This is a genomic window from Pseudomonas sp. GXM4 (assembly GCF_008923895.1).
Lineage (GTDB): Bacteria > Pseudomonadota > Gammaproteobacteria > Pseudomonadales > Pseudomonadaceae > Aquipseudomonas > Aquipseudomonas atacamensis.
Map to the genome: position 1 here is coordinate 1 of NZ_WBRZ01000410.1, position 3,275 is coordinate 3,275.

Below are 3,275 nucleotides of genomic sequence, written 5' to 3' on the forward strand. Positions count from 1 at the left end.
GTGGGACAATGCCCGCCACTTTCAGCCATACCCGAATCGACCACGCCCATGACCGCCCCCCGCACCCCCAAACCTGCGCGCAAGAAGCCTGACGCCGCGTCCCCGAGCAAAGCCATCGAGCCGCGCGAGAAGGCCAGCCTGCATCCGCGCAATCGCCATCAGGGTCGTTACGACTTTCCGGCACTGATCAAGACCACGCCGGAACTGGCCAAGTACGTGATCACCAACCCGTACGGCAAGGAAAGCATCGACTTCGCCAGCCCCGACGCGGTACGGGTGTTCAATCGGGCGCTGCTCAAGGCGTTCTATGGCATTCAGCATTGGGACATCCCGGCCGACTACCTCTGCCCTCCGGTTCCGGGGCGTGCCGACTATGTGCACTTTCTCGCCGACCTGCTGGCGAGCATGAACGACGGCAAGGTGCCGCGCGGCGCGATCGTCAATGTGCTGGACATCGGCATGGGCGCCAACTGCGTGTATCCGCTGATTGGCAACAGCGAATACCGCTGGCACTTCCTCGGCTCGGAGATCGACCCGACAGCCGTGGCGGCGGCGCGAGCCATCGTGCAATCCAATGATCTGAGCAAAGTGATCCAGCTGCGCCAGCAGGAAAACCGCAAGCACATCCTCATCGGCTTGCTGGAGCCGGGCGAGCGTTTTGACCTGACCATGTGCAATCCGCCGTTCCACGCTTCGATGGAAGAAGCGACCAAGGGCAGCGAGCGCAAATGGCGCGCCTTGGGCAAGGCCGACCCGAAACGCAAACTGCCGGTGCTGAACTTCGGCGGGCAATCGGCGGAGCTGTGGTGTGAAGGCGGTGAAGCGCGCTTCGTGACGCAGTTGATTGCCGAGAGCGCGAACTTCCAGCACAAGGTGTTGTGGTTCAGCACCCTGGTGTCGAAGGCCTCGAACCTGCCGGCCATCGAGACGGCACTGAAGAAGGCTGGCGTGCTGGAGAGCCAGGTCGTGGAGATGTCGCAGGGGCAGAAGCAGAGCCGCTTTGTCGCCTGGACCTTTCAGACCAAGTCCGAGCAGCAGATCTGGCGGCGCGAGCGCTGGGTGCGCTAAGACACAGCAGATCGCTGTGGGAGCGAGCTTGCTCGCGAATGCGGTATATCAGTGACATTGAAGTTGACTGACACACTGCTTTCGCGAGCAAGCTCGCTCCCACAATGGTTTATGGCATTCATGAGTCAATCGTCAAATCGCAGACACAAAAAAACCGTGCCCCGGATCACTCCGAAGCACGGTTTTTTTTATCGCTGCGTCTTACTTGTTCACAGCGTCGGTCAGGCCTTTGGCCACAACCAGCTTGATCACTTTCTTTGCAGGGATTTCGATGGCAGCGCCAGTCGAAGGGTTACGGCCGGTGCGGGCAGGACGCTCGGTCACTTTCAGCTTGCCGATACCTGGCAAGGTGATTTCGCCGCCGTTTTCCAGCTGATCGGCAACGATTTGGCCCAGTTGGTCCAGAGCGTTACGCGCGGTGGTTTTCGGCGCGTCGATAGCTTCAGCGATGTCGGCGATCAGTTGGTCTTTAGTAAGAGCCATGTAGTGTTCCTTCCCTATCAAATTCATATGGATTGCAGAGTGCAGTGTCAGCCATCGAGCCCGATCTTCTGGATCTGGCACCCTCGGCGATAACCACGACGAGTCGGGTTATAGATGCCGAAATCAGGGTTTGGTTCGACCTGACAAATGCTGAATGCACGCTTAACGCAGTGACTTCGCGTAAGACCGGGCAAAACTAGCACAGCGACAAGGAAATATCCGCCTCTAGCTACCCATTTGGTCAGCTTTATTGCGCTAAATCGGTAAAAAACCGCTTAAGGCCGGGCGCGCGCCCCGGTTTTGCCCTGCAACCCGCGCCAAAACCAGTGGTTGCGGTACACTGAGCGCTTTTTCGGGGGAGCCTGCCCTCCTCCCTTCCAACAGCCGAGAAGCCCATGCCGATCCGTCATTGCATCGTCCACCTGATCGACAAAAAACCCGACGGCACGCCCGCAGTTCTGCACGCCCGTGACTCTGAACTGGCCGAGTCCGCCGCCATCGAAAACATGCTCGCCGACCTCAACGAAAGCTACAACGCCAAACAGGGCAAAGCCTGGGGCCTGTTCCATCCGGAATCCGGCGCGTTCCCCTTCAGCGGCTGGCTGAAGGAGTACATGGACGGCGGCCGTGACTTCACCGCATTCAGTAAAGTGGCGGTCGAGCATCTGCAGAAGCTGATGGAAGAATCCAACCTGTCGGTGGGTGGCCACGTGCTGTTCGCCCACTATCAGCAAGGCATGACTGACTACCTGGCGATCGCCCTGCTGCACCACAGCGAAGGCGTGGCGGTGACCGACGAGCTCGACGTAACGCCTTCGCGCCATCTCGACCTTGGCCAATTGCATCTGGCCGCGCGGATCAACGTTTCCGAGTGGCAGAACAACAAGCAGTCCAAGCAGTACATTTCGTTCATCAAGGGCAAGAATGGCAAGAAGGTCTCGGAATACTTCCGCGACTTCATCGGCTGCCAGGAAGGCGTCGACGGCCCCGGCGAGACGCGCACACTGCTCAAGGCCTTCAGTGACTTTGTCGAGAGCGAAGACCTGCCGGAAGACTCGGCCCGCGAGAAAACCAAGACTCTGGTCGACTATGCCAGCAGCCAGGCCAAGCTCGGCGAACCGATGGGCCTTGAGGAGCTGTCGGAGCTGATCGACGAAGAACGTCCGAAGGCCTTCTACGACCACATCCGCAACAAGGACTACGGCCTCTCGCCAGAGATCCCGGCAGACAAGCGCACCCTCAATCAATTCCGTCGTTTCACCGGCCGCGCCGAAGGCCTGTCGATCAGCTTCGAAGCGCACCTGCTGGGTTCGAAGATCGAGTACGACGAAGAGAACGGCACCCTGATCATCAAAGGCCTGCCGACTTCGCTGACCGACCAGCTGAAGCGGCGTAACTGATGCTCGGCAACGTGCTGAAAAAAGTCGCCCTGGTGCTGCTGGTGGTCGTGGTTTATCAGAACTGGGGCAAGATCGAGCGAGTGTTCAATCCCTCGCAGATGGTCTCGCAGCAGACGCGGGCGCAGGCCAATGTCGTGCTCTATGCCACCGACTGGTGCGGCTACTGCAAACAGACCAAACGCTTTCTCGACAGCAAGGGCATACCGTTCAAGGAGTTCGACATCGAGAAGGATGCCGATGCGCGCAAGGCGTATGAGGCATTGGGTGGACGCGGGATTCCGCTGATTGATGTGAACGGCACCTTGATTCGCGGGTTCGATCCGG

At 59.3% G+C, this 3,275-nt stretch carries 4 protein-coding genes; 3 read left to right on the plus strand and 1 reads right to left on the minus strand.

The genetic code is table 11. The features are described from left to right. Positions 1 to 48: 48 nt before the first annotated feature. Complete coding sequence (gene rlmF / locus F8N49_RS26705) at positions 49 to 1,068, plus strand: 23S rRNA (adenine(1618)-N(6))-methyltransferase RlmF (protein ID WP_122610750.1); 1,020 nt, start codon at positions 49 to 51, stop codon at positions 1,066 to 1,068. Positions 1,069 to 1,269: 201 nt separating this feature from the next. On the opposite strand, the gene F8N49_RS26710 is transcribed toward rlmF, so the two are convergent. Continuing rightward, positions 1,270 to 1,551 carry an HU family DNA-binding protein gene (locus tag F8N49_RS26710; RefSeq protein ID WP_003221909.1) on the minus strand — a complete coding sequence of 94 codons (282 nt, stop codon included), beginning with the start codon at positions 1,549 to 1,551 and terminating at the stop codon, positions 1,270 to 1,272. 395 nt (positions 1,552 to 1,946) lie between these two features. Between F8N49_RS26710 and yejK the strand changes: the two genes are divergently transcribed. Together yejK and F8N49_RS26720 are read left to right on the plus strand one after the other, a co-directional pair. After that, on the plus strand, positions 1,947 to 2,951 hold the full coding sequence (yejK, locus tag F8N49_RS26715; RefSeq protein WP_016771572.1) for a nucleoid-associated protein YejK: 1,005 nt from the start codon (positions 1,947 to 1,949) through the stop codon (positions 2,949 to 2,951). Then, the coding region (locus F8N49_RS26720; protein ID WP_151553235.1) for a glutaredoxin family protein at positions 2,951 to 3,275 on the plus strand (325 nt) is incomplete at its 3' end. The genes yejK and F8N49_RS26720, both read left to right, overlap by 1 nt.